Raw genomic sequence first — 22,917 nt, 5'->3', positions numbered from 1 at the left:
TATGCGATACACAACACAAGATGTTCACAATAGAATAAAAAAGATTCTTTATTCTCTAACTGGTATTACACTTACAGATAATAAAGATATTATGATTTCTAATAGAATTGATAAATTAAAAAGAAATTGTAATAATTATGGTGATATTATGGAGCTTTTAAACTCTGTTGAAAATGGGCAAAATGTAACTGAGTTTATTAATACATTTACTACAAATAAGACACACTTTTTTCGTGAAGATTTTCATTTTGAAGATTTAAGGGATAGAGTTCTGCCTAATTTTGTAAACTCAAATAATCAAATATCAATTTGGTCTTCAGCAGCATCAACTGGTGAAGAGCCTTATTCAATTGCAATGACTATATTTGAAGCGAATAGTATTTTAAATTCAAATATAAAAGCAAATATCATAGCAACCGATATTGATACAAATGTTCTTCAATATGCAGCCGATGGAATATACAGATATAGTAAAGCCGAGAAAGAGTTTCCAGACTGGATAAAACCTCAAAAATATTTTAAAAGAAGAGTTCAAAAAACACTTACAAGCGAAGAGATCTTGATAAAAGTGAATGATGAATTAAAAAGATTAATTAGTTTTGGAATGTTAAATCTAAATGATACAAACTACCCATTTTCTAAAAATCAGTTCGATGTTATCTTTTGCAGAAATGTACTTATATATTTTTCAGCAGAAGATCAAAATATTATTCTAAAAAAAATATTTAAATATTTAAAAATTGGTGGGACATTATATCTTGGTCATTCTGAGAATCCACAGGATTTAATAAATTATGTAAAAAGAGTAGGTCAAAATATTTTTATTAAAGAGAAAGAGATAATATGATTATTGTGGGTAAAAAAGATGGTTCTATAGAAAAAGTTCCATCTTCATCCATATCACAAAAAATAAAAGGTTATGATACTTATACTGTTTTAGGTGGAGAGTTTGCAGTAGTAGCAGATGATAAAAACATAGCATTAAAGACCCTTTTAGGCTCTTGTGTTGCTTTAATGTTTTACGATAGAAAAAAAAAGATAAAGAGTATGAATCACTTTTTACTTCCTAACACTAGTGACAAAATTTATGATATGAAATATGGACTTTACTCTGTCGAAGCAATGCTAAATGAGATGTATAAACTAGGGTGCTTAAAATCAGATATTGTTGCTAAAATATCAGGTGGAGCTGATATTATGAATTTGAATTTAAAAAACTCAATAGGATCTAGAAATGTTGAGTTTGCTCAAGAGTTTTGCCAAAAAGAGGGCTTTAGAATTATCTCTGAGCATACAAGAGGAACTCATGGAAGATTGATACTTCTTGCAAATAATTTTGAAACATTTATTAAAGTTACTCAAAAAACTGAAACAGATAGTAAAATTGCTTCTAGTGAAAAATCATTACAAGTTGAAATTACTAAAGCACCAGTTATTAAAGAGTACCCAAGTGCGATTGAACTTTTTAACAAAAATAATAAAAAGCTTGAACCAAAAATGGAAATTGAGCTTTTTTAAAATATTTAGGATTATAATATATGTATACAGTATTAATAATAGATGATTCAGCTTCAATGAGAAGAATTTTAAAAGATATGATAAATTCAATAGATGAGTTTGAAGTAGTTGATGTAGCAAATGATGCTTATGAAGCTAGAGAAAAAATAAAAGAGTATGAGCCTGATTTGGTAACTATAGATATAAATATGCCAAAGATGGATGGCGTAACTTTTTTAAGAAATCTAATGAGACTTCACCCTATGCCAGCTGTTGTAATATCAGGAGAGAGTGTTAGAGGAAGTGATATTTTTGATGATGGAGCTGTTGGATTTATTCCAAAACCATCAACTGGTGAAAGTATGAAATCGTTTGAATCAAGAATAAAAGATACTTTGCTAAGTCTTACATTCTTACTAAAAAGGTATACACTTAAAAAACCTCAAGCTAAAAAGAAAAACTATACTCAAACTACAAATGTAGATTATAAGGTACACCCAGATGAAGTTATTCCTTTAAGAGCAGCTCCTTTTGGTGGGCAAAAATTAATAGCAATTGGTTCATCAACAGGTGGAGTTGAGTCGCTATTAAGAGTATTTAGTAAATTACCAAATGATTTACCACCAATTTTAATAACTCAACATATACCATATGGATTTTCCAGCTCTTTTGCACAAAGATTAAATGATCATTCAGATGTTGATGTATGTGAAGCAAAAGATGGAATGATATTAAAAAGAGGGCATGCTTATTTGGCTCCTGGAAATATGCATCTAACAATTGAAAAGTATGGAAATGAGTTAAGAACAAAACTTCTTGATACAAAAAAGGTAAGTCAACATAAACCTAGTGTTGATGTTCTTTTTAGGTCTGTAAATAATAGTGTAGGTGGATCTGCTATGGCTGTTATGATGACTGGAATGGGAGATGATGGAACTATTGCTATGAAAGAGTTATTTGATAATGGTGCTTATACAGTAGCTCAAAATGAGGCTAGCTGTGTTGTTTTTGGAATGCCTATGAAAGCTATACAAGCAGGTTCTGTTAAAGATATAATACATCTAGATGATATTGCACAATACATAATTGATTTTTCAAGAGGAAAGCGTAAATAGTGAACTTATAAAACATATAGAAATCTATTTAATTTGACTATATGTTTTTGTTTTAGTATTGAAAACTATAATTTTCAAACTAAAACTAATATCTATTTTGATATACTCTTTTATAAAATTCATTAGCATTTAAATATAAAGGTAAATTATGAGATATGATTTAGATTTCAAAAATAGTTTTCAAGATACTCTACTTTTTTGGATGGAGAGATTTATAAGAAATAAATTAACAAATCTCTCAAATAGACAAGTTATACAAAAAGATAGATTAGCAACAATATTGCAGACTTTAGCCAAAGGGATAAAATCTATAGATGAATTAGAGTTATTAGTAAAAGATGCTAGAAATATAGGTTTAAGTGGAATAAATACATACTTTAACCCTCTTTTAAAGCTATACAAATATACAACAAATTTAGGTTTAGCATCAATGAAAGAGATTGATGAAGAGTTATTAAGTGATTTTTTAGCTACAGAAACAAGCTCTTTGTCGGATGCTACTAAAAAAAATCATAGAATTGCCCTACTATCTTTTTTCTCCTACATTGATAAACAGAATGAAAATGAAGATGGAAGTTCATATCTGTTTAAAATAGAGCTTAAAAATTGGGGTGGATTAAGTGGTAAAAGTGGTACAAAACTGCCCTCTTTTATGAATAAAGATGAGATTGATAGATTTTTAGATGCTATTGAAAAATTTGAGTTTTCAGAAAATACTGGATATAGAAATCGCCTTATTATAAAAATTATTATATACACAGGTGTTAGGGTTAGTGAAGTTTTAAATTTAAAAATAAAGGATATTTTTAATGAAAATGATGTTTATATGTTACAAATTAGAGGTAAAGGTAACAAACCAAGAGTTGTAATGATAAAAAAGCATATTATTGAGTATGATTTAAAAAACTGGTTAGATACAAGAATAAGCGATACTGATCTTTTAGTTTGTAATCAAAAAGGAGATAGATTAACTCAAGCATATGTTAGTAGAATTGTAGAAAATATTTTAATAAGTGCTGGGATTAGAAAAGAGAAAAATGGAGCACATATGTTAAGGCATAGTTTTGCAACACTTTTGTACCAAAAGCATCATGATTTAATATTAGTTCAAGAAGCTCTAGGTCACTCAGATATAAATACAAGCCGTATTTATACACATTTTGACAAAGAGAGACTTAGAAAAACTACAGATATATTTTAAAAAAGTGTAGCTTCATCACTTAAGTTATTTTCAAATGATTCTAAATATATATTTTCATCATAATCTAAATATAGGCTAAAAGAGCCTATATTTAAGCTATTTTGTATATTTCTTTTATTTAAAAAGCTCTCAATCTCACTATTTGAAAAAAAAGTTTCAAGATGATATTCAGTTAAAGATGGAGAGAAATTATCTATTATGGTTTCTAAATGGAGAAAATTTTCTATATTAAATATAGAAAATAGATCATTCTTCTCTATTTGTTTTATCATTATTGCATAATTCCAAGAAGTGAAGATAGTCTCTCATCATTTAAATCCAACTTATTGCTATCTTTTTTTGGCTCCTCTTTTTGCTCAGGAGTAAAACTTAATAGATTATTATTCTCAGATGAGTTAGAATTATGATTACTCTCATCTAATTTATCTTCCAAAAACTCTTCAACTTGCGAGACTATCTCTTTATCATCCTCAATAGTATCTTTATTATCTATTTTTGTATCAGAAGATGTTTTACTACCTCTACTTAAAATATTTTCAATTTGTCCTAGCATTGTAGAGATTGTCTCTTTATCATCTTCTGTATTACTTTTTAACTCATTAACTTTTAATAGTAAAGAGCTATTTTCATCTTTTACAGATACTAATTCACTATTTGCTGCTTCAAGATTAACTTTTAGCTCCTCATTCTCTTTTTGAAGCTCTTGGTAAGCATCCATTAATCTATTTAATGCACTATTTAATTTTGAAATTGTTTCTGTATTTGTCATAGCTTTAAATCCTTTATTACTTATATAAAAATTCTAAAAGCATATTATTACAAAACTTAGCTAATAATTCCATCAATTTTTAGTAGAGAATCAACTTTTGGTTCTCTTTGTGCAAAATCATAAAAAAGTTTATCCATATTATAAGATCCTCCTTTGCTTAAAATTGTATTTTTATATTTTAAACCTAATTCTTTATTAAATATATTTCCAGACTCTATAAACATATAAAAAGCATCTGCACTAAGTACTTCTGCCCATTTGTATGAGTAATACCCTGCACTATATCCACCTGAAAATATATGAGAAAATCCATTTTGAAACTTATTATAAGATGGTGGAATAACTACTGCAAACTCTTCTCTAATTTGATTTAATAAATCTTGAACCTCTTTTTCTGTTTTGTATAGCTTTTGATGTAGTTTAAAGTCAAACAATGCAAACTCAATTTGTCTTACTGTTGCCATAGATGATTGAAAATTTCTAGCTTTTATTAATCTATTTATAGCTTCATCATCCAAAGTTTCACCAGATTTGTAATGTTTTGCGAATAATTTTAAAACATCTCTATCATAAGAGAAGTACTCTAAAAATTGTGATGGAAACTCTACTGTATCCCAAGTAACTCCAGCAATTCCACTTACATTTACCTCTGCTACTTTACTTAATAGATGGTGCAAAGCATGTCCCATCTCATGAAACAAAGTTACAACATCGCTATGTCTTAATAAAGATGGAATATCTTTTGTAGATTGTGGAAAATTTCCAACTATATAAGCTGTTGGAAGCTTTGTATCACCATTTGAATCTATATAATAAGAGTGCCAATTATTCATCCAAGCACCACCTCTTTTATCTTTTCTTGACTCTAAATCTATATAAATTCTTCCAATAATTTTTCCATTTTCATTTAAATTGTAAACTTGAACTTTCTCATCCCAAGTTAAAGCATCTGTTTTTGTGAATTTAACTTCAAACATCTGCTCTAAAAAGTCAAAAAAACCTTTTAAAACTGAGTTTTGCTCAAAATAAGGTCTATAGTACTCTTCGTCAATATCATATTGAGCTTTTTTTAGCTTCTCAGAGTAATAAGCTAAATCACTTGGTCTAAAATCTTTTATACCATCTTTTAAAGCTAAAGATTTAACCTCTTCTAACTCTTTTTTTGCTTTCTCTTTTGCTTTTTTACCTAAATTTTCTAAAAAAGATATAACTTCATCTTCGTTTTTAGCCATTTTTGTAGCTAAAGATAAAGAAGCATAATTTTTAAAACCTAATATTTGTGCCTCTTCATATCTTAAAGCTAATATCTCTTCTATTAATTTACCATTTTCACTAGCTCTTGTTGTATATGCTTTGTAAAGTTGTTCTCTTTTATCTCTTGATGTTCCATATGTCATATATGCAATGTAAGATGGCATATGTAAAGTAAACTTATATTTAGTAGTTCCATTATCATCAAATTTTGCCAATTCTAAATCAGATTCTGGCAACTCTTTTACATCTTCAAAATTTTCAACTATAAGTTCATAACTATTTGTAGCATTTAAAAGATTTTGTGAAAATTTATGTGACAGCTCACTAAGCGTTAAATTTATCTCTTCAAGTCTTTTCTTTTTATTATTTTCTAATTGACAACCTGATAATTCAAACTCTCTAATCTCATTTTCAAGCACTTTATTTTGTATATCATTTAAAGTACTTTTTTCTTTAAACTGTATATCTTTTAAAGCACTATAAATATTTTCATTTTGACTTATCTCACTTTCATATTTAGAGATAATAGGAAGGCACTCTTCATGCACTTTTGAAGTTATTTTTGAATTCTTTACAGAATCGATATGAAATATAGGAGTTATAAATTCGTTAATATCCTCCCCTATTTCTTGAAATAAAGTAACAAAGTTTTTGTATGTTTTATTCTCTATTTTTAAAAGCTCTTCTATTTTATTTCTGCTAATATCCAATAACTTTTCTAACTCTTTGCTAGAGTTCTCAAAGTTTTCTAATTTAAATTCTTGAAACATTTTTATCCTTTTTAATATTTAAATTTTAGAGTAAAACCTCTATCAAATTTTTCATAATCTTTGTAAAATTCATAGAATTCTACACTAAACTCTTTAAAATACTCCTCTAAAGGACTCTTTTGATCATAACCCATCTCACAAAGTAAATATGGAATTTTTCTTATAAATGTGTTTTTTATAATATCTTTTAATAGCTCATCTCCAATTTCACCACCAAAAAGAGCATTTTTAGGTTCAAATGAAACATTTTTTGGTAAAACATAACTATTTTTTATATATGGTGGATTTGAAATAACCATAAAAATATCATTTTCTTTAACATTTTCAAATAAATTACTATGTATAAAATCAATTTTGTGATCTACATTTAATTTTTTAGCATTTCTACTAGCTAAAGATAGAGCCTTTTCATTTATATCAACAGCTGTTATCTCAATATTATCAATCAGTATTGCTAGCATTACAGATATTATCCCGCTTCCTGTACCTATTTCTAAAACTTTTATGGGTTTATCTTTGTATTTTTCTACATTTTTTAATTCAAACTCTATGATATCTTTTGCATTATCAACTAAAAGTTCTGTCTCTGGTCTTGGTATTAAAACACCCTCTTGCACAATAAAACTCTCTCCATAAAAAGATGCTCTATTTGTAATATACTCCAAAGGAAAATTTGTAGCTCTTTTTTTTACTAATTTTTCTAACTCTTCTAGTTTTGTAAAACTATTATCATAGTTAAGATGTAACCAAATTACATTTTTTTCCAACAAATGCATTATTAATATCTCAACCTCTTTTGCTGGAATATGTGTAATATCTTTTAAATATATTGCGTATTTTTTTACGCACTCTTTTATTGTCATTTTTATTAACCTTTTAATCTAAAATATATAAAGCTAACTCATCTGCTAATAGAAAATTATTATTGTAAACCCTATTTTCAGATATACAAACTCTATTTATCTCTAATAAATCTTCTATTTTTCTAAGTTCACTATTTGTAAATATTTCTAAATCTACACCAAACTTACATCTAAAACCTAACAAAACCTTTTCGCTTTTTATATCTTCATTTGTTAATTTTTCAATATCAACTAATAAAGGATTTGCAATATAGTCCTCTATACTTTTTTGTGAATACTCTCTTTGTTTATCAATAAAAGCAACAGCTCCAGCACCAACTCCTAAATACTCATTGTGACTCCAGTATCCGTAGTTATGCTTTGATTCATATTTGCTCTCTTTTGCAAAATTTGCAATCTCATATTGATTAAATCCTATATTTTTTAGATATTCAAAAATCTCATAAGATAAATCTTCATCATCAATCTTTAAGCTTCTGCTTCTTTTTTGAAGCTCTTTTTCCTCTAAAAAGAATTTTGTATCTTTTTCAATTATCAAAGAGTATGCACTTATATGCTCAACTTCTAACTCTAAAATTGTATCAAAATCCTTTTTTAAACTTTCGAAACTATCATTTTGAACACCATAAATTATATCGCAATTAATACCATTAAAACCTATACATTTTGCATTTTGTATAGCTTTAATAGCATTATCTCTATTATGATTTCTTCCTAATGTTTTTAACTTTTTATCATCAAAACTTTGAACTCCAAAACTAATTCTATTTACACCTAAATCATACATTCCTTGAAGCCAATCTTGTGTTGCAGAGTTTGGATTAGCTTCACTTGTAATTTCACAACTATCTTCTATGTATGGTTTTAATAAATCAAAAATATCTTTAAATAAAGATGGTTTTATAGTTGATGGAGTTCCTCCACCAATAAAAACCGTTTTTAGTTTTCTATTTTTATCTCTTAAATGTCTGTTAATATTATTTTCAAGCTGAATTTTTAGAGCTTTCATATAGTTTTCTTTCAGATTTGACTTTGAAGTATATGAGTTAAATGCACAGTAAAAACATTTGCTATCACAAAAAGGTATATGTATATATAAAAGCAATTTTTAATCCTATATTCTATAAAATATCGCTCTTATTATAAGGAAAAATAGATTTATGGCTAATAAAAAAGAGAATGAAAAAGAGAAAAAAAATTTAAGACCAAATGTAGCAGCAATTATACTATCTTCTAAATATCCACAAAAGTGTGAAATTTTTATCGCTTCAAGAGTTGATATAAATAATGCTTGGCAATTTCCTCAAGGAGGAATTGACGAGGGTGAGAGTTCAAAAGATGCTCTGTTTCGTGAACTTGAAGAGGAGATTGGAACAAAAGAGGTTGAAATAATTGCTGAATATCCAGATTGGGTATCATATCTTTTTCCACCTGTAATAGCCCAAAAAATGTATCCTTTTGATGGGCAAAAGCAAAAATACTATTTGGTTAAATTAAAAAAAGGAGCTAAAATAGATATAAATACTCACACTCCTGAGTTTAGTGAGTATAAATTTGTATCTACAGAAGATATTTATAATCATATAACTTTTTTCAAAAGAACTGTATATAAACAGGTTTTGAAATATTTTAAGCAAGAGGGATATATTTAAATGAAGGATGAAAATAGATGTTAAAAGTTTTAAAATTTGGTGGTACAAGTGTTGGTACGCTTGAAAGAATTGCTAATGTTGCACAGATTATCAAAAAGATAAAAGATGAAGGTCATGATGTTATTGCAATTGTTTCAGCAATGAGTGGAGAGACAAATAAGCTAATAGAGTATGCTGAATACTATAGCAAAACTCCAGATTCAAGAGAGCTTGATATGCTTTTAAGTTCAGGTGAAAGAGTTACTTCAGCCCTACTTTCAATTGCATTAAATAGTATTGGATATAAAGCTATTTCAATGACAGGAAGAGAAGCTGGTATTATGACAACAGCAACTCACACAAAAGCAAAAATTGAAAAAATTGATACAACAAAGATGAAGCAAGCTTTAAAAGATGGAAATACAATCATAGTTGCTGGATTTCAAGGAGTTACACTTGATGGTTCAAGAGTAACAACACTTGGTCGAGGTGGAAGTGACTTATCTGCTGTTGCAATTGCAGGTGCTATTAATGCTGATGTTTGTGAGATTTATACAGATGTTGATGGTATTTATACAACAGATCCACGAATTGAACCAAAGGCTAAAAAATTAAAAAAAATATCTTATGATGAGATGCTAGAACTTGCAAGTTTAGGTGCAAAAGTATTACAAAATAGATCTGTTGAGATGGCAAAAAAGTTAAATGTAAATTTAGTATCAAGAAGTAGCTTCACTCCTGAAGTTGAAGGAACATTAATAACAAATGAAGAGGAAATTATGGAAAAACCAATAGTAAGCGGAATAGCTTTAGATAAAAATCAAGTTAGAGTTGGAATGTATGGTGTTGTTGACAAACCAGGTGTTGCTAGTGCAATTTTTACAGCTCTTGCAGATGCAAATATAAATGTTGATATGATAGTTCAAACAAGAGGTCTTGATGGAACAACAGATTTAGACTTTACAGTTCCAACAACAGATTTAGAACTTTGTAAAAAAGTTATGGAACAGTTTAAACCTCAAGCTAAAAATATTGATTATAATGAGGCTATTTGTAAAGTTTCAATAGTTGGAGTTGGTATGAAATCTCATACAGGAGTTGCTTCAAAAGCATTTACAGCTATGGCAAATGAAAATATAAATATTAGAATTATCTCTACAAGTGAGATTAAAATATCTATGATTATTGATGAAAAATATGCAGAACTTGCTGTTCGTGCACTTCATGATGCATATGAGCTGGATAAATAAAAGTGCAAGAGTTTTTAAACTGGACAGTTGATACAATAAGGCAAGATAAAATAATCTCGCCTTGGCTAGAGGAGAAAAAATTTGAATGGACTCCTTTGGTGTCAAAAAATATTATAAACGTACTGGATAAAAACTTCTCTGTATTAATTATCACAGATAGCGATAGAGAGTGGTTTTTAAACTACATTTTATCAAATATAAATCTAACAAAATATAATAGACCTTTTTTGCCATACTATGATTTTAGAGCATTTTTTAAAAATATAAATAGTATTCGTTCAGAAGAGGATATTTCAAACATAAAAGATATGTTAAAAATATCTTTTCCAAATGGCTACTGTTTTTGGTATATTGGCAAAAGTCAAGATCCAAGGGCAACTTTAGCAAAAGTTACAAAGAGTTCTTTTTTGTGGATATTTGATGAAGAGAGACAAGGTGCAATAAATCTAAAATCAAATGATGAGGAGCTTGATATAAAACTTCTTCAGATGTTTAGATTATATAATAAAACAATTAGTGCAGCACTTTTTGCACAAATAAATGTAGAGAATTAAATTTTGCATCCACTACAAAGATCATCTATTTTAGTTGTAAATAGTATAGATACATCTCTTGAGGAGATATTGGCTTTTTATCCAAGCCACTTTACAAGAGTTATAAAAAATAGTGAAAAAAATGAGTTTCAAATAGTTGATGCTCAAAATGCAATAAAAGAGGCATATATTGCTACAAATGAGACAAAATATATATTTTTATGTGGAGCAACATTTAGAAGTGAAGCTCAAAATGCTTTATTGAAAGTTTTAGAAGAACCACCTTTAAATATTGTTTTTATTATTCTTGTAGAATCAAAAAGTTCAATATTACCTACAATTCACTCAAGACTTTTATATAAAAATCTAAAACAATCTGTTTTGGAAGAGGATATAGATTTAGATTTAAAATATTTGGATTTAAAAACTCTTTATAATTTTGTTAAAGAGAATCAAAGAATTTCAAAAGATGAAGCTATAAAACTTGTTGGAAAGCTAGTATTGAAAATAAACAAAGATAAAATTAGTTTAAACGAAGATGAGCTAGAGAGTTTTTCAAAAGCAATAACTCTTTTAAATTTAAACTCAAGACCAGCTCCAATTCTAGCATATCTACTACTTACAATTTTAGAAAAAGAGAGACAATGAAAGCTTATAAACTATCCTTAGAAGATATAAATAATTTTTTAGAAAATCTACAATGTGATAGTGGTGGTATTAAGATTATGTCAAAAAAAGCTAAAGTGCACACACTATTTATAAAAAATTTACATGTTGGAGCTGCAAATATTTTAAAACAAGATGCCTTATCTATTGGTGCTGATTTAGCAGTTCCAAGAGGAGTTATAATTGCAAAAGAAAAATATGTTGATGCTCTTTTAATAGGAACTACAAAACATTTTGAAACACTTGCAAGAAAAGAGTTAGCACAACCTTTTGGATTGAAAGAGTTAGCAAAAGTTTTAAAAGATTTTGTAAAAGAGCAAAAATACTCTACAAAAATCATGGGTGTTTTAAATGCAAATGAAGACTCATTTTTTAAAAATAGTAGATTTGATAACTCTCAAGCATCTTTTAAAATTGAAAAAATGATTGAAGATGGTGCAAATATAATTGATATTGGGGCAGTTTCAAGCCGTCCTGGAAGTTTACCTGTAAGTTCTGACGAAGAGTTAAATAGAATCAAAGATATTGTTCAAACAATATATAAAAATAGATATTTTGAAAAAGTTGATTTCTCTATTGACTCTTATGAACCAAAAGTAATAGAGTATGTTTTAGATCATGGATTTAAAATAGTAAATGATATTACAGGTTTAGAAAATGATGAAGTTTGTAAACTTACTGCAAAATACAGTGCACAAGCAGTTATTATGCATATGCAAAATAATCAAACAAATATGCAAGAAGATCCTTTTTATGAAGATGTAATAGTTGAAATTGATGACTTTTTTAAACAAAGAGTTGAAAAAGCAAAAAGTTTTGGAGTTGAGGATATAGTTTTAGATGTTGGAATTGGTTTTGGAAAAACTTTAAAGCACAACCTACTTTTACTAAAAAATTTAGAACATTTTAAACATTTTGGATATGAACTTTTAATTGGAGCTAGTAGAAAATCTATGATAAATATGATAACTCCAACAGAAGTTTCAGACAGACTCCCAGGAACTTTATCAATTCATTTAGAATCTCTTAGAAATGGTGCATCTATTATTAGATGTCATGATGTTAAAGAGCATTTTCAAGCAATTAAAGTTTTTGAAGCAATACAGAATATTAATTAATTCTATATCGCTTCTAGTTTTTACTCTTTAATTATTGTAATTACCAACTCTCCAACCACAAATCCAAATTTTTTCATTTTTGAGTGATTAATAATTACACCATCATCTTGTAGATGCAACCAATCTTGCACACTTAAATCAATAGTTGAGCTTTTATATGGAGTTCTCATAACATAATCAATCATAACTGTATTTCCATTTGCAATCATAGAGCTTTCTCCTACTATATCATTAGCAGTTGCTATAAATTTTTTATTTTCAATTGGTTTTAGAGTCCAAACTCTTTTCATCTCTTCACCATCATCATAAACAAAAAACTCATCTAAAGTTCCAATACCATTTTTATCCCAAGAACCAATCATCTCTCCTTTGAAACTTCTAATAATCTTTCCGCTTCTATCTTTTACGATTCCATAAGCTCTTAATTTTCCATTAAAATACTCTTGAGGAATAAACTCTGGTTTTGTATTGTTAAAATCTTCTATTTTCATACTTGCACATCCTGTTAATAAAATTGTTGTTATAAAAACTAATAATAAATTTTTCATGCGATTAATCCTTTATTTAAATATATATTTTGATCTCTTGTAAAAACTAGTTGATGAAGATTTATATTTCTTGTTAAAAATCCAGCTTCACAATAGTTTAGATACATTTTCCACATTCTTATAAAATAGTCATCAAATCCTAGCTTTTTAACTTCATCTAAATTATTCTCAAAATTTTCATGCCAAATATTCAAAGTTTTAGCATAGTGTTCTGTAAACTCCTCAAGATGATTTAAATTAAGTCTTGTGTGCTTAGAAGTTGTCTCTAAAATTTTTAAGATACTTGGCAAATGTCCACCTGGGAAAATATACTTTTGTATAAAATCACTACCTTTTGAATAGGCTTTATATCTTTGATCTGGAATTGTAATTACTTGTAAAACCAAAACACCGCTTGGTTTTAATAGCTCTTGACACTTTTTAAAGAATATATGAAAATACTCCCTACCAACAGCTTCAAACATCTCAACAGCAATAATTGCATCAAACTCTCCTTTTAAATCTCTATAATCTTTTAATAAAATATCGATTTTATCTTCAATACCCTCTTTTTTAAATCTCTCTTTGCAAAGTTTTTTTTGCTCAACACTTAATGTTACAGTTGTAACATCACATTTTTTATCTTTTGCTAAATGAATAGCCATAGCTCCCCATCCAGAGCCAATCTCTAAAACTTTTGAACCATCTTTAATATTTAGTTTTGATGATAGTTTTTCAAGTTTGTTTTTTTGAGCATCATATAAATCTTGATCTTTATTTTCAAAAACTGCACTTGAATACATCATTGTTTTATCAAGCATAAGTTTGTAAAAATCGTTTGATAAATCATAGTGAGCAGAGATATTTTTTCTTGCATTTGTTTTTGAGTTTCGTCTTAAACTATGTTTAAATCTATTAAAAAATGGCATTAAGTTAATAAGCTTTCTTTTTTCATTTTCGCTTGTAATTCCAAGATATTTTGAATTTAAAAGTGCAAGTTCTATTAGTTTTGTAAGATTTGAAGTCTCAAAATCTCTATCTATGAAACTTTCAGCAAATCCAATATCTCCATAAAGAACTGTTTTTATAAAAAATCTATTACTATTTATCTCTAAAGTGATTTTATCTTCAAGTTTTTTTTCGCCATAAAGTTTTGTTGTTTTATCTTTAAAGACAACCTCTAATGTTCCTATTTTAATCTTGGAAAAGAAGTTATCTGCAAATTTATTCCACAATTTTTTCATATTTAATACCTTTTTATTTTGTCATTATCTCTTGGAGAGTAGATTTTTAAACCCTTTAAATAAAGCCTAAAAGCATGATAAAATGTTCTACTTACCACTAAAAAAGTGCTAAACATATATCTTATAAAAACTTTTAATATATTTTTAAAACTATAAGGCTTTGCTTTTGAGTTAAAAATTGCTGTTAATTTGTGTTGTTGATTTTCATATAAATCTATTTTTATAAATAGCTTTTGTTCATCATACTTTAGCTCAAACTCATAAACCCCTTCATACTTAAAAAATGGAGATACATACATATCTTTTTTTACAGCTCCAAAGTATGATTTTGCATTTTTTTCATCTTTTTCAAGCTTTATACAATAGACAACTCTTCCACCATTGTAATTATGAACTTCAGCTAAAATATGCCTTGGATTACTCTCTTCATCAAATAAAACCAACACACTAATTGGATTAAAAACAAAGTTTAAAACTCTTGGAAGTGTTAAAAATCTCATCTTTGAACTAGCTTTTAAATCAAATTTTTCTAAAAGCTCCTCTATGTTTTTTATAAAATCTCTACTTTTTCCAAAGTGATCAACACTTTTTAAACTCATTAAATTAAAACTATTTATAGAAAAAATCTTATTTTCTAAACTTTTTAAATCAAAAACATCAATATCAAGAAGGTAAAAATTATATTTAAACTCATGTTTTTTTGGAAGATATCTTTTATGATAAATTGTTCCTTCAAAAATATTATGATTTGATCTATTATTTAGCATTTAAAACTCACACATAAGTTTTGAAGCAACTTTTGTAGCACTTAAAAGTCCATCTTCATGAAATCCATATCTCCAGTAAGCACCAGCATAATAAGTATTATTAACTCCACAAATCTCATCTTTTCTATCTTGCATCAAAATTGCTTTTGAATCAAATTGAGGATGATCATATGATATGTTTTCAATAACATTTTTAATACTTTTTGTCTCATTTAAAGATACAAAATAATCTTTTTTTGTCTTTAAATTTTGTAAAGAGTTTATCCAATAAGTTAAAGTAACAGCTTTATTTTCTATATTTGAGCTTGTATAGTTCCATGCTGCATACATTTTTCTATTTGGATGTAAGATATTATTATCACTATGTAAAACAGCGCTATTTGCTTTATATTTAAAAGTACTTAAAATCTCAACTTCTTTAGGTGATGGATCTTCTAAAATCTCTAAAGCTTCAGGTGCATGCATAGCTAAAATAACTTTGTCATAAAAAGTTTTTCCACCATCTTTATGTATTAAATATACACCATTTTCAACTCTTTTTATCTTTATAACATCTGAGTTTAAAAATATCTTGCCAGATATTTTATCTTTTATTTTTTCAACATAATTTATACTTCCATTTGAAACAGTAAGCCATTGATGATGTGTAGTTACTCCCAAAAGTCCATGATTTTTAAAAAACTTTAAAAATGTTCTTGCTGGGAAGTTATTCATCTCACTGCTTGGTGTTGACCAAATAGCAGCCCCCATTGGAAGAAGATATCTATTTTTAAAAGCTTTTGAATAATTTTTTATATATTCACCTAAAGTCTTATCTAAATCTTTTGATTCAACCATTAAATCTCTGTTTGCTTTTTTATTAAAAGCTAAAATATCATTTATCATTTGATAGTGAGAAAAAGAGAATAGATTTCTTTTTTGAGCAAACATCCCTTTTAAAGATGAACCATTGTAGGCTATATTTTTATCTATATCCCAAAACGCAAAACTCATATCAGATTTCTCTATTTTTACATCAAGCTCTTTAAATAGCTTTGTCAAAAGAGGATAAGTTTCATAATTAAATACCAAAAACCCAGTATCAACTCCAAAAAATTTATCATCTTCTTGAACAAGAGTTGTTCTAGCGTGTCCACCTAATCTATTCTCTTTTTCATAAAGATCTACATCATATTTTTTACTTAAAATATAAGCACTTCCAAGTCCGCTTATTCCAGCTCCTAAAACAGCTATTTTCATCTATATCTTCCTTTTGGGTCAAGTTTTGTAAAAGTCAATTTTGAAATATCCATCTTATTTTCTAAATCTTTTAAGATATTATCTAGTTCATCTTTATTAATACTAGGAGCTCTACTCATAATCCAAAGATTTGAGTAATCACTATTTGCTACAACAGCTGTTTTATAATCATTTATATAATCAATCTTATATGAACTTCTAAAAATAAAAAAATATCTCATATAAAGTTGATTATCTTCTAGTTTTGCAAAACCGTTATACTCTATTAATTTTCCATTTAATTCATTTTCAAAACATCTATTAAAAACATTATAAGTTCCATCATCTTCTAGTACATACTCAACACTTGATGCAACACAAGATGTTTGAAATTTATTTTCAACTCTTGCTATTTCATACCAAAGACCTGAAAATTTAACTTTATCAATAGAATCTTTTGAAAATGAAAAAGATATAAACAAGAAAATGAATAATAAAATTTTCAATTAAACTCCTAATTTAAGTTTAGTAATTTATTATAAATTTCTATAGTTTTGTACACTCATTTTGTCATTTCATATCTATTTAAAAAAAATATTGCAAAAATTTTAAAAACTATTGGAAGAGTTGAGTATAAAAATATTATTGCAAAAATTGAATATTCGTTTATGTTTTGTTTGTCAAAACCTGTAAACTCTAAAGTTATAAATGATATTGCAAGAGCAAAAGCAAGAGATAGTTTTGTAATCATTGCCCAAAAACCAAATAAAACAGAAGTTAAATCCTCTTTTTGTTTTATAAAATTTGCAACATCTGCTTGAATTGAAGAAGGAATAGCCATATCAGCACCAAGACAAGCTCCTGTAAGCATACAAATTATAGAAAAAAAGAAAAAATCACCCTCATTTAAAAAAGAAACAAAAATAAATGCACCAATAGCAACACAAATAGATAAAATCCAAGTTGATTTTTTTGATATTCTTTTTGAAATTTTTATCCATATAGGAAAAGCAACAATTGCACTTAAAAAATATATTATTAAAAATAGTCCTGTATGCTCTTCTAAAATCAAAATATATTTAACAAAAAACAAAAAAAGAGTTGCTGGAAGTGCATTTGCTAAGCTATTAAATAAAAAAGCAAAAAATAGTGTTTTTTGATTTGGATAATTTTTAAATAGTGTTTTTAAAGATTTAAAAAAAGTGTTAAGAGCTATATTTTCACTTTTTATCTCTAAAGATTTAAGCTTTTTATAAAAGATTATTAAAGCTATTGGAAATATAATCAAAACAAATAGTAGTAAAAGCTCTAAACTCTTTTTTGAGTCACTTGAAACTAAAAATACATATGGAAGTAAAAGTGATAATAAAACACCAAAAATTATAAAAATCTCTCTTGAAAAAGCAAGTTTTGTATTATCAAACTCATTTTTGCCTAAAATGGCATTTAAACTTAAATATGGAATTAATACAAAACTATATGAAATATAAGTGATAATTGAGAAAATAAATAGATAAAAATAGCTATTTAAGATCGGTTTTATTAAAAAATATAAAGAGATAAGTAAAAAAATAGATGATATTAAAATAATTTTAAGTTTTGAACCGTAAATATCACAAAATCTTCCAATAAATGGGTCTGCTATCATATCTATTAATCTTGCAAACAATAAAATAACTCCAACAAATCCAATATTTAAACCTATGTGTTCAACATAAAAAGGAGGTAAATATATATACAAAGGAAATCCTAAAAAGGCAATAGGAACTCCTAAAATACCATAAAAAAATAGCGTACTATTTTTGATCATTTTAGAAATTTACTTGTGATTTTTAGACTGATTTTATATGGTAAAATTGATAAAAACTTTAAAAAGCTTGATAAAAATAGTGGAAATGTTATATCAAATCTATAAGATTTATTAAGCTCTTCAAATATCTTTTTAGCAGCAAAATCTGGCTGCATAAGTTGAGGCATTTTAAAATCATTTTTAGAAGTGAGTCTGCTTTTTACAAATCCATGATTTATAACTTGAAGATGGATATTTTTTCTTTTTAATTCAGGTTGAATTGATTGTGCAAGATTTAATAAAGCTGCTTTTGAAGCACTATAAGCTCCACCATAAGGCAATCCAAAATAACTAGCCAAACTACAATTTAAAACTATTTTTGAAGGATTTGATTGATTCTCAAGATGGCTAATTATTGGTTTTAAAACTCTAATTGCTCCAAGATAATTTGTATTTATCATAGATTCAAAATTTGTTATATCCCACTCTTCATAACTCATAGATTCATAAACAGCAGCATTATAAAAACAGATATCAAGCCCATTGAAATTATTAAAAGCTTCATGAGCAACCACTTTAGAAGTTTGTTCATCTAAAACATCTATATTTAAAAGCTTCAAATCTGTTTTGTATTCACTTTTTAAGTTCAAAAAATCTTTTGAATTTTCAATATCTCTTGAGCTTGCAACTACTTTAAAACCATTTTTTAAATATATTTTAACAAGCTCAAAACCAATTGCACCATTAGCACCAACAATCCAAACTTTTTGTTTCATAAAAACCCTTATAAATTTTGAGTAGTTTATTACAGAATAAAGTTTTTTTGTATTACTAATATGTTAATTGGTAAATATATTTAACTTTTATAGTAAATCTAAAATATCTTTTTCAATATCACTTGGTTTTGTACTAGGAGCATATCTTTTTACCACTTTACCATTTTTATCAACTAAAAATTTTGTAAAATTCCATTTTATAGCCTCTGTTCCTAAAACTCCTTTTGAACTCTCTTTTAAAAATTTATATAAAGGGTGAGCATTCTCTCCATTTACATCAATTTTACTAAACATTTCAAACTCTACACCATAAGTTAATGAGCAAAACTCTTTAATCTGCTCTTCTGTTCCTGGTTCTTGTGATAAAAACTGATTACAAGGAAAACCTAAAACTGATAATCCTCTATCAAAATATTTTTTATGTAACTCCTCTAAACCCTCATATTGGTTTGTAAAACCACATTTACTAGCAACATTTACAATTAACATTACTCTATTTTCATACTTTTTCATAGTAAAAACTTTACCATCTATATCTTTTACTTCAATATCATATATACTCATATTTTCATCTCCTAATAAAGTTGTTATAAACAAAAAAAGTCCCAAAATAAATCTCATATCTTAATCCAATAGCTCCACTTTTGTATGTTTTGGAGTTATTAGTTTAATATTATTTGTATCAAGATGAAAATCAAATAGCTCTTTTGCACTACAATCTATTAAAGTAGTTTTTTCAAATGTTTGCATATTTATAGTATCTCATGTAAAGTGTTTGCTTTTTTCATCCACTCTTCAAGCTCTTCATAATCTTCATTTTCAATCATTTTTTTAGCACAAGATAGTTGATTTTCAAAAGATTTTATAGATTCAAGAAGGTTTTGTCTATTTTGTTTAAATATATCCTTCCACATTATTGGACTTGATTTTGCAATTCTACTCATATCTTTAAATCCACCAGCTGCAAGAGCAATTATCTCTTTTGGATTTTGATGACTCATTACTGTATTTGCAAGAGAAAAAGAGATAATATGAGGTAGATGTGATATGTAACAAGCATTTATATCGTGTTCATGGCTATCCATAACCACAATTCTCATACCAATTTCTTGAAAAATCTTAAATGCTCTATTTACATGTTTATTTGCATTTGCCTCTAAATCACAAAAAACTACAGTTTTTCCTTCATATAGGTTATCAATTGCAGCTTTTGGTCCAGATTTTTCAGTTCCAGTCATTGGATGTGCTGCTATAAAATTCTCTCTTATTTGTGGTGGTATATTTTTTATAATATACTCTTTTGTTGAACCCATATCAATAATTGTTGTATCTTTTTTTATATCAATAAAGCTTGGAAACATAGATATAATTGCATCTACTGGAATTGATAAAATTATTACATCACAAATATCTTTTAAAGTATTTAAATCAACCAATTCATCAACAAGCCCTAGCTCTTCTATCTCTTTTCTGTTTTTTTGGCTATTTGTAAAACCATATACTTTTGATGCAATACCATATCTTTTTACAGCTTTTGCAAAAGATCCACCCATAAGTCCTAATCCAATAATTCCAATCTTCAAAATCTATATCCTTATATTTCTTTAAATAGAGCAAATTATACCCTACTTTAGATTTATGTAAACAATATTTGGATATATTATTGCTTTATTTTTTAAAGGATTTTTTTGAAAAGATATCTATTTTTATTTGGATTAAGTCTTGGGTTTATTGAAGCTGAAGTAGTAAAATCTATTGAGTATGAAGGTGTTAGCAGATTATCACAACAAAGTTTAAATGAAACAGTTGATATTAAAGCTGGTGATAAGCTTGACGAAAAAAAGTTAAATATTGCTTTAAAAAAACTTTTTAGTTTTGACTATTTTGATGATATTTATATAGAGGATAAAAATGGTGATATTAAATTTGTTTTCAAAGAGAAACCATCTATTGCTAAAGTTGATATAAAAGGTTATAAAACAAGAAGTGAAGAGAAAGATGCAATAATTAAATTAATTAAACTAAACAAAGGTTCTATGTATAGCGAAAAAAAGATAGACGAGGCAAAAAAAACACTTTTATCTATTCTTGAATCTGAAGGTTTTATAAACTCTGTTGTTGAAGTTGATATAGAGAAATTAAATGAAGAGTCACTAAGCATTATAATCAATGTAAATAAAGGTGATGAGATTATAATTAAAGATGCAAACTACTATGGTGCAAAACAACTAACTCAAGAGGAGTTTAACACTGTAACTGCAAATAAAGAGAAACAGTGGGCTTCTTGGTGGTTTGGAAGAAGTAGTGGTGAACTTAAAATTGATCAACTAAAGTATGACTCAAGAAGAATGAATGATTTATATTTTGAAAGAGGTTTTTTAGATGCAATAGTTCAAGAGCCATATATGAGTATAGATTTTGCATCAAATCAAGCAAATATGAACTTTTTTATAACTGAAGGTGAACCATACACTACAAGTGATATTAAAATATTTATAGACTCAACTATTGTTGATCCAGAAGATTTATATAAAAATTTAAGATTAAAAAAAGAGAAAATATTTAATATCGCTCAACTAAGAAGAGATCAAGAGTATATTAGAACCAAAGTTGCAGATAAGGGTTATGCTTATGCTGAAGTTTTATTTGATCTAAAAAAAGATGAAATTACTCATAGAGTTGATGTAATTTTTAATGTAATTCCAGGTAAAAAAGTTTATATAAATGATGTTAAAATTTCAGGAAACACAAGAACTCTTGATAGAGTTATTAGAAGAAATGTACTATTAGCACCTACTGAATTATATAGTTTAACAGATATAAATGACTCTAAAAATAGATTAAGAAGAACAGGCTTTTTTGAAGATGTAATTTTAGAAGAGAAAAGAGTTAGTGAAGATAAAATGGACTTAATTGTAAAAGTTGTAGAAGCACCAACTGGAAGCTTAATGCTTGGTGGTGGATATGGCTCTTATGATAAATTTATGATAAATGGTTCAATTAGTGATTCAAATATATTTGGAAGTGGATTAAGACTTGCTTTAAGTGCTGATTTATCAAGTAGATCTAGCGTTTATGATTTAAGTTTAAGTAATCCATCTATTAATGATAGTGACTACAATGGACAAATCTCTATCTATAGAAAAGATTATGAGATTAGAAAATCAAGATATGATGAAGATTTAAAATCAACTGGTTTATCTTTGGGTCTTGGTAAAGAGGTTGTTAGAAATACTTATGTTGGAGCTACTTATAGTTTAGATTTTATAAAAGAGAGCTATACAAATTATGATAGTAGCGTTCCAGAAGATAAAAGATTTCAAGATGCTGATTATATAAATAGTTCAATTACTCCTTATATAAACTTTGATAATACAAACGACTACTACTTTCCAACACAAGGATTTAGAGCCAATGCTTCTGTTGAGTATGCTGGAGTTGGTGGAGATTCAAAATATGTAAAACCAAGTACAATTATAAGATACTACTACTCTTTGGAAGATTTAACTGAACTTGATTGGGTAATAAGATTAAAAACTCAAGCTAGAGTTTTAATAGATAACGGTCAAATAAATCAAGGAGACTCTTTATATCTTGGAGGTCCTAGAACTTTAAGAGGATATAAATCTTATGCATTTCCTAAAAATGATGATGGATATAGACAAGATCCATATACAAAAATGTGGGCAAATAGTGCTGAAATTAGTTTTCCTTTAATAAAGAGTGCAAAGATGAGATGGGGAGCATTTTATGATTATGGAATGATTGGGAAAGATAGTTTTAGTGAAATAAAAAGAGCTGGAACTGGAATTTTACTTGAGTGGATCTCTCCTATGGGACCATTACAGTTAATATTCTCTAAACCACTTATGAAAGAAGAAGGTGATGATACATCATCTTTTGAATTCTCTTTTGGAGCGACTTTTTAA

General features: G+C 27.2%; 25 protein-coding genes. 10 read left to right on the top strand and 15 right to left on the bottom strand.

Annotation, left to right across the window (positions count from 1 at the left end):
- The first annotated feature begins 1 nt into the window (after position 1).
- The 4 genes from ASKIR_RS05350 (at position 2) to ASKIR_RS05335 (ending at position 3,813) form a co-directional block, all read left to right on the top strand.
- Positions 2 to 847, top strand: a complete 846-nt coding sequence (locus tag ASKIR_RS05350; RefSeq protein WP_066161264.1) for a CheR family methyltransferase — start codon at positions 2 to 4, stop codon at positions 845 to 847.
- A complete protein-coding gene (locus ASKIR_RS05345; protein ID WP_066351266.1) occupies positions 844 to 1,518 on the top strand; it encodes a chemotaxis protein CheD in 675 nt (224 codons plus the stop codon). The genes ASKIR_RS05350 and ASKIR_RS05345 overlap by 4 nt, the downstream gene beginning before the upstream one ends.
- Positions 1,519 to 1,538: 20 nt before the next feature.
- Complete coding sequence (locus tag ASKIR_RS05340; protein ID WP_066351268.1) at positions 1,539 to 2,612, top strand: protein-glutamate methylesterase/protein-glutamine glutaminase; 1,074 nt, start codon at positions 1,539 to 1,541, stop codon at positions 2,610 to 2,612.
- 148 nt (positions 2,613 to 2,760) lie between these two features.
- Positions 2,761 to 3,813 (top strand): tyrosine-type recombinase/integrase, encoded by a 1,053-nt coding sequence (locus tag ASKIR_RS05335; RefSeq protein ID WP_066161267.1) that lies wholly within the window; start codon positions 2,761 to 2,763, stop codon positions 3,811 to 3,813.
- Here ASKIR_RS05335 and ASKIR_RS05330 read toward each other — a convergent pair.
- The 5 genes from ASKIR_RS05330 to hemW are packed head-to-tail and all read right to left on the bottom strand — an operon-like array spanning position 3,810 to position 8,574.
- Positions 3,810 to 4,085, bottom strand: a complete 276-nt coding sequence (locus tag ASKIR_RS05330; RefSeq protein WP_115588350.1) for a hypothetical protein — start codon at positions 4,083 to 4,085, stop codon at positions 3,810 to 3,812. The two genes, ASKIR_RS05335 and ASKIR_RS05330, sit on opposite strands and share 4 nt — an antisense overlap.
- The gene (locus ASKIR_RS05325; protein ID WP_066161269.1) at positions 4,085 to 4,582 is read right to left on the bottom strand and encodes a coiled-coil domain-containing protein; all 498 of its coding nucleotides are present in this window, start codon (positions 4,580 to 4,582) and stop codon (positions 4,085 to 4,087) included. The genes ASKIR_RS05330 and ASKIR_RS05325 overlap by 1 nt, the downstream gene beginning before the upstream one ends.
- A gap of 56 nt (positions 4,583 to 4,638) precedes the next feature.
- Positions 4,639 to 6,606 (bottom strand): M3 family metallopeptidase, encoded by a 1,968-nt coding sequence (locus ASKIR_RS05320; RefSeq protein ID WP_115588351.1) that lies wholly within the window; start codon positions 6,604 to 6,606, stop codon positions 4,639 to 4,641.
- Between the two features lie 11 nt (positions 6,607 to 6,617).
- Positions 6,618 to 7,469 (bottom strand): peptide chain release factor N(5)-glutamine methyltransferase, encoded by an 852-nt coding sequence (prmC, locus tag ASKIR_RS05315; protein ID WP_115588352.1) that lies wholly within the window; start codon positions 7,467 to 7,469, stop codon positions 6,618 to 6,620.
- Between the two features lie 13 nt (positions 7,470 to 7,482).
- Positions 7,483 to 8,574 carry a radical SAM family heme chaperone HemW gene (gene hemW / locus ASKIR_RS05310; RefSeq protein WP_115588353.1) on the bottom strand — a complete coding sequence of 364 codons (1,092 nt, stop codon included), beginning with the start codon at positions 8,572 to 8,574 and terminating at the stop codon, positions 7,483 to 7,485.
- A 55-nt stretch (positions 8,575 to 8,629) separates the two neighbouring features.
- On the opposite strand from hemW, the gene ASKIR_RS05305 reads away from it, so the two are divergent.
- The 5 genes from ASKIR_RS05305 to folP are packed head-to-tail and all read left to right on the top strand — an operon-like array spanning position 8,630 to position 12,667.
- A complete protein-coding gene (locus ASKIR_RS05305) occupies positions 8,630 to 9,121 on the top strand; it encodes an RNA pyrophosphohydrolase (protein WP_066161273.1) in 492 nt (163 codons plus the stop codon).
- A gap of 17 nt (positions 9,122 to 9,138) precedes the next feature.
- Positions 9,139 to 10,350, top strand: a complete 1,212-nt coding sequence (locus ASKIR_RS05300; RefSeq protein WP_066161274.1) for an aspartate kinase — start codon at positions 9,139 to 9,141, stop codon at positions 10,348 to 10,350.
- Positions 10,351 to 10,352: 2 nt separating this feature from the next.
- The gene (locus tag ASKIR_RS05295; protein ID WP_066351279.1) at positions 10,353 to 10,904 is read left to right on the top strand and encodes a HobA family DNA replication regulator; all 552 of its coding nucleotides are present in this window, start codon (positions 10,353 to 10,355) and stop codon (positions 10,902 to 10,904) included.
- Between the two features lie 3 nt (positions 10,905 to 10,907).
- The gene (locus ASKIR_RS05290) at positions 10,908 to 11,531 is read left to right on the top strand and encodes a DNA polymerase III subunit delta' (RefSeq protein WP_228137898.1); all 624 of its coding nucleotides are present in this window, start codon (positions 10,908 to 10,910) and stop codon (positions 11,529 to 11,531) included.
- Positions 11,528 to 12,667, top strand: coding sequence for a dihydropteroate synthase (gene folP, locus ASKIR_RS05285; RefSeq protein ID WP_066351282.1), 1,140 nt, complete (start codon positions 11,528 to 11,530; stop codon positions 12,665 to 12,667). Before ASKIR_RS05290 ends, folP begins: the two co-directional genes overlap by 4 nt.
- 20 nt (positions 12,668 to 12,687) lie before the next feature.
- Here the strand turns inward: folP and ASKIR_RS05280 are convergent, their stop codons facing one another.
- From ASKIR_RS05280 to ASKIR_RS05240, 10 genes are all read right to left on the bottom strand, one after another.
- Entirely contained in the window at positions 12,688 to 13,215 is a 528-nt protein-coding gene (locus ASKIR_RS05280) for a DUF3833 domain-containing protein (RefSeq protein ID WP_066351284.1), read from the bottom strand.
- On the bottom strand, positions 13,212 to 14,438 hold the full coding sequence (locus ASKIR_RS05275) for an SAM-dependent methyltransferase (RefSeq protein WP_066351287.1): 1,227 nt from the start codon (positions 14,436 to 14,438) through the stop codon (positions 13,212 to 13,214). The genes ASKIR_RS05280 and ASKIR_RS05275 overlap by 4 nt, the downstream gene beginning before the upstream one ends.
- A gap of 2 nt (positions 14,439 to 14,440) precedes the next feature.
- Positions 14,441 to 15,205: a DUF1365 domain-containing protein gene (locus ASKIR_RS05270; protein WP_066351288.1), complete on the bottom strand. Its 765-nt coding sequence runs from the start codon at positions 15,203 to 15,205 to the stop codon at positions 14,441 to 14,443.
- A complete protein-coding gene (locus tag ASKIR_RS05265) occupies positions 15,206 to 16,444 on the bottom strand; it encodes an NAD(P)/FAD-dependent oxidoreductase (protein WP_066351289.1) in 1,239 nt (412 codons plus the stop codon). It abuts the gene before it with no gap.
- Positions 16,441 to 16,929: a lipocalin family protein gene (locus ASKIR_RS05260; protein ID WP_082946385.1), complete on the bottom strand. Its 489-nt coding sequence runs from the start codon at positions 16,927 to 16,929 to the stop codon at positions 16,441 to 16,443. Before ASKIR_RS05260 ends, ASKIR_RS05265 begins: the two co-directional genes overlap by 4 nt.
- A 56-nt stretch (positions 16,930 to 16,985) precedes the next feature.
- Complete coding sequence (locus tag ASKIR_RS05255) at positions 16,986 to 18,233, bottom strand: MFS transporter (protein WP_066351290.1); 1,248 nt, start codon at positions 18,231 to 18,233, stop codon at positions 16,986 to 16,988.
- The gene (locus tag ASKIR_RS05250; protein ID WP_066351292.1) at positions 18,230 to 18,988 is read right to left on the bottom strand and encodes an SDR family NAD(P)-dependent oxidoreductase; all 759 of its coding nucleotides are present in this window, start codon (positions 18,986 to 18,988) and stop codon (positions 18,230 to 18,232) included. Before ASKIR_RS05250 ends, ASKIR_RS05255 begins: the two co-directional genes overlap by 4 nt.
- Before the next feature lie 87 nt (positions 18,989 to 19,075).
- On the bottom strand, positions 19,076 to 19,552 hold the full coding sequence (locus tag ASKIR_RS05245; RefSeq protein WP_066351328.1) for a glutathione peroxidase: 477 nt from the start codon (positions 19,550 to 19,552) through the stop codon (positions 19,076 to 19,078).
- 60 nt (positions 19,553 to 19,612) lie between these two features.
- Positions 19,613 to 19,738, bottom strand: coding sequence for an SRPBCC family protein (locus ASKIR_RS10415; RefSeq protein WP_257122393.1), 126 nt, complete (start codon positions 19,736 to 19,738; stop codon positions 19,613 to 19,615).
- A gap of 2 nt (positions 19,739 to 19,740) precedes the next feature.
- Positions 19,741 to 20,571 (bottom strand): prephenate dehydrogenase, encoded by an 831-nt coding sequence (locus ASKIR_RS05240; protein WP_066351293.1) that lies wholly within the window; start codon positions 20,569 to 20,571, stop codon positions 19,741 to 19,743.
- Between the two features lie 105 nt (positions 20,572 to 20,676).
- Here ASKIR_RS05240 and bamA point away from each other — a divergent pair, with 105 nt between their 5' ends.
- Entirely contained in the window at positions 20,677 to 22,917 is a 2,241-nt protein-coding gene (gene bamA / locus ASKIR_RS05235; protein ID WP_066351295.1) for an outer membrane protein assembly factor BamA, read from the top strand.

Origin of the sequence: Aliarcobacter skirrowii CCUG 10374 (assembly GCF_003544835.1) — a bacterium.
GTDB classification, from domain to species: domain Bacteria; phylum Campylobacterota; class Campylobacteria; order Campylobacterales; family Arcobacteraceae; genus Aliarcobacter; species Aliarcobacter skirrowii.
The sequence above is the reverse complement of the archived record's forward strand: the minus strand, read 5'-3'. Positions and strand labels throughout refer to the sequence as shown.